The organism is Nitrosospira sp. Nsp18, assembly GCF_900103145.1.
Taxonomy (GTDB): Bacteria; Pseudomonadota; Gammaproteobacteria; order Burkholderiales; family Nitrosomonadaceae; genus Nitrosospira.
Genome location: NZ_FMWY01000050.1, coordinates 1 through 4,149, shown reverse-complemented (window position 1 = coordinate 4,149; position 4,149 = coordinate 1). Strand labels below are relative to the sequence as shown.

Below are 4,149 nucleotides of genomic sequence, written 5' to 3'. Positions count from 1 at the left end.
AATCATCTTCGATGCACTAAAATGAATTCCTTTCCTTATGGCACAACGTTAACTGCAAAACTGTTTCGGTAACCTTTTTCTATGGCGCAACGCGTACACAACGGAATGGAAGTCGTAACGACTATCATGGGACGCCACGAGCCGAGCATGAGCATGACGATCAAACCGACAAGCAGGCCGGCGATCGCCATCTCATGCGTCACCTCGTTGATGGATTCCCGCACGAAGACCGATGCATCGGTGATGATTTTAACGTCCACATGGGACGGCACGATCTCCTTGATGCGCGGAAGGGTTGCCCTGATGCCGTCGACCACGTCCAGGGTCGACGCCTCGCCGCTTTTCATGACGACAATAATGACGGCCTGTTTACCGTCCACGATTACGGAGTTTGTTTGCGGCGGCCCTGCCAGCTGAACATCAGCGACGTCGCGCAAAAAAACGAAGGAATTTCCTTCCCTTTTAATCGGAATATCGTTGAATTCCGGAATCTCCGGCGGCATCGCGTTTGTCTGGACCATCCAGTCGGTCTGCTTGATCTTCATATCGCCCGCGGGCAGCACGATATTCTGGCGATCGAAAGCCGCATGGACATCGGTTGGCGATACATTGCGAGCCAGCATCTTGTCTTGATCGAGGGATACCAGAAGCTGCTTGGGCTTTCCACCGTAAGGATGCGGAACAATCGCCCCCGGGATCACGACAATCAGGGGCCTGAGTTGGTTATAAGAAAGATTATAGAGGTCTGCCGGCGTCATCTCGTCCGAGGTAATCTGCAGGCTGGCTACCGCTACCTGAGAGGCTTCCAGCCGCATGATCATGGGCGGCGAAATATCCGGCGGCAGCGCCTTGACAATCGTCTGGGCTATGGCTGTGACTTCCGCTTCTGCGCCAGGGAGGTTGGTGTGGGGCTGAAGAAAAATATTGGTGATGCTGATGCCATAGTACGCCTGGCTGACGATGTCCGAGATACCTTCCACCGTCGAGGTCAAGAAGCGTTCGAAGTAAAAAGTGATACGACCGGACACGTCCAGCGGCAACATGCCGGCGTAAGCCCAGACTACGGAGATCACGGGAATCTTGATAGTGGGAAAGACGTCTGTTGGCGAGTGCCGTATCGCCCTGATTCCGAATATGACGATCAGAATCGAAAGAACCACGAAGGTGTAAGGTCTGCGTAACGCAATAAGTACTATTTTGTTCATATTATGTATCCTCTTATACCTTCGGTAAAAAAATTCATTTACCTACAATATTGCACGTAAGGATGAGGCAATTCTTCTGCAAACCTTTATGAAACAATACAGTTGCCCGACCCAGCATAAAAGCTGGGGGTCGTTACAATTCAAGGCTGTGCGTGCAGCTTCCAGCCTTGCGCCTCCAAACGGTCTGAACAGGGTTATTGCCGCGCCCTTGCCAAACCCAGGAGTTGATTGCCCTGCAGAATCTCGCAGGTGAAGGGGGGGAGTGGGGGTCGGACCGGCCCCGCTGTTCCAGAGAATTTCGTTCCCTGACGACCTGCATCGTCCGGCTCCGGTTTACGCCCGGCGCTATTATCCGATTCGCCTTCGTTATGTATTGCCCGATCGCCGCGTCAGCGTAGATATCGGCGCATTGCGAGGGCCAAATCGATTGCCCAATATCGATAAGATGAACGTTACAGAATCGGTCCCCGGTATCGAGCCGTAGCTGATTAGGAAGTGTTCTGGCAATCAAGAGGAAGATGGCACCGAAGGCTGCAGTAGCCGGATTGTTTCCCGACGCGATGGCAATCGCCGCAGCGACCGAGGATATTTTTGCGATGCGTCTCCCATTTTCGCCGACTTGAAGGGCGGGAAAGCTCTGAGGCCTGTTGGTATGCTCCAAGGCATAGTTAAATCCAATCTTGGCCGCCTCGTCGTCTGTTTTCCCGACAGTTCGGGGAAAAACAACTTGGCACATTGTCAGGATTTGGTTCACGTTCAGGCCACAAGCTCCGAGGATCGTTGCCGAAGCGGCCACAGCTCCGCAGGCGATTTGCTGGGAGCGAGTACCTGCTGCGGCCCATCGCGCCGCATTTGCCACCGCGTTCGAGATGGCTTCGCTTACAACTCGCATGTTGTTCGCGTTCAGGAGTCCTATGACTCCCCCTGAGTGGTCCTTGTCGTAGTGGCTGACGAGGATGTGATCGAGGGTGTAACCGTAACCTCTGAGGATGGGATCGATAAAGTTGTGGACTGTCTCTGCATACCCGAGTAGCCCACCATCGATCAATATCGTGCGATGTCGCCCGGCTGCCACGTCTGCCGCAACAACGAACGCACTTTCTCCCTGCTCGGCGTCAATCGTATGGATGGTGAGTTGAAGGGCCATAAGCTTCCAAGTTCCCTCTTCCAAGATAGACAAGTCATTCTTACATCCGAGCGCGTTTAGCTGCGTGCTATCACGCTACCCCGGTTCTGATAAACTGGCGATTATGATGCGCGAATAATCGATCAGCAGTCAAACGCGATAATTTCGCAACGGCCTTTCTTTAACTGATCAGTGTAGATTCAGAAAAGAAGCCAATGTCCACGGATGAGACAAAATTACCATACCCCTTGTCAGGGAAATCGTATGTATTGGTGGTCAATTTGTGAATTTTTGAATATTGCGGTCTGAATCATTCAAGAAACATTGGGGGCTGTAGAGAGGGGGAAGTGCTGACCTCTATTGGTGATGTTTTGTTTATACCGTTATGATTTAATTGGAATCGAATTATACCGATCCGGATAATTCACCGGATCACGGGATGATAGCGAGCTGGCTTGCGGGTAGATTTGTACAGCTTGCACCAAAGCCAGTAGCTGAGCATCGATCTGCCAATGGTGATGAATTTCCGGTGTGAGCCGCGGTTAGGCGCTATCCATACAACGGAACGTCCCGGCTCGGAATCTCTGCTTAACGAAAAAGCATGTATACATGTAGCTACGCAGCTATCGGATGCGTGGATTTCCGAAAAATCAAAAAACCGTTACAAAATTAATTGAACATTTGAATGTGCAGGAAGAAACGTTCGGGCAGGTAACGTTTGGCGGCGCCAGGCCAACAGGAGAAGCTCTCATGATACATTCAGGGCTTCCCAAGAAGGCTATTAATGGAGTGAACCCTTGGGACTGATTAACATCGCTATGGTTTGAGCGTGGCCAAAGCCAATCATATTGGCCAACAGAGCCGCACAAACTTGCTGTTGATCGCCGCATTGGCCGCGTTCCTGCTCTGGTGTATCGGTATTGCCGGGAAAACCCAGCCGATCGCTAAACAGATACGCGTGAATTTGTCCAGCAAACGTGAACCGTATTCGGTGATCTTTCTCGCGCGTTTGCTCCAGCGGCAACCAGCATTTCGATTATTACCCAGCCAAATATGGCGATCGCTAACAACGATCAATCCTTATATCAAAAGCTTATTGTGTGCCTGAATTTGTGGGGATAGCTCAGGGTCAAACCCTGTTGATTCTGCTGTTTCGCGATCTCGATCGAATGTCCGTTGACCGCAATCTGTTCTCTTACGCCACTATATGTATCCCAACAGAACCAGAATCAGCACGATTAACATCACCAATCCGATCGCTATACTCGGACCATAACCCCACTTGGCGTTACGACTCGAAGTCCGAATTATTGCCACAAGCGCAAATATCAACAAGATCCAAAGAAGGGTTTTCAGAGTCAATTGTTTCTCCTCGTTTTGATTTACATTCGAGTTTCTTGCAACCCCCCCGCTTGAGCGGGATTAACTGGCGAATGGAGTAGAGATGGGCGCCATTGCTGGCAAGATGGAGTTTCTGAATACTTCATCTATACGCCCACATGAATACTACGCAACGAAACGGAATCATACAACGGTGGCGAGTGGTTCAGCATGAGTTGATACCTGAATTGAGATTGGGAGTGAGTTCGCTGACACCAAAGCTGGAGAAGGTGATTCATACGCTGGAATGGGTGCGGTCCGAAGAATTCGTCGAATCGGCCTGGTGCGGTATGAGGTCGGCCGCCGCATAATCGGGGTGCCTTGGCGAGCGCGTTTGTAGCCAACGCGTTGCGCCATAGAAAAAGGTTACCGAAACAGTTTTGCAGTTAACGTTGTGCCATAAGGAAAGGAATTCATTTTAGTGCATCGAAGATGATT

At 50.9% G+C, this 4,149-nt stretch carries 3 protein-coding genes and 1 pseudogene; 1 reads left to right on the top strand and 3 read right to left on the bottom strand.

Annotated elements, in window-relative coordinates:
* Positions 1–35: 35 nt before the first annotated feature.
* From BLS94_RS14320 to BLS94_RS14305, 3 genes are all read right to left on the bottom strand, one after another.
* Positions 36–1,205: an efflux RND transporter permease subunit gene (locus BLS94_RS14320; protein ID WP_256325454.1), complete on the bottom strand. Its 1,170-nt coding sequence runs from the start codon at positions 1,203–1,205 to the stop codon at positions 36–38.
* A 133-nt stretch (positions 1,206–1,338) separates the two neighbouring features.
* Positions 1,339–2,352 (bottom strand): ComEC/Rec2 family competence protein, encoded by a 1,014-nt coding sequence (locus BLS94_RS14315; protein ID WP_090962604.1) that lies wholly within the window; start codon positions 2,350–2,352, stop codon positions 1,339–1,341.
* A 1,182-nt stretch (positions 2,353–3,534) separates the two neighbouring features.
* Entirely contained in the window at positions 3,535–3,693 is a 159-nt protein-coding gene (locus tag BLS94_RS14305; RefSeq protein ID WP_072768670.1) for a DUF3309 family protein, read from the bottom strand.
* Between the two features lie 137 nt (positions 3,694–3,830).
* Between BLS94_RS14305 and BLS94_RS14300 the strand changes: the two are divergent.
* Positions 3,831–4,062, top strand: a pseudogene (locus BLS94_RS14300) (IS5/IS1182 family transposase); the annotation flags it as partial.
* Positions 4,063–4,149: the final 87 nt, after the last annotated feature.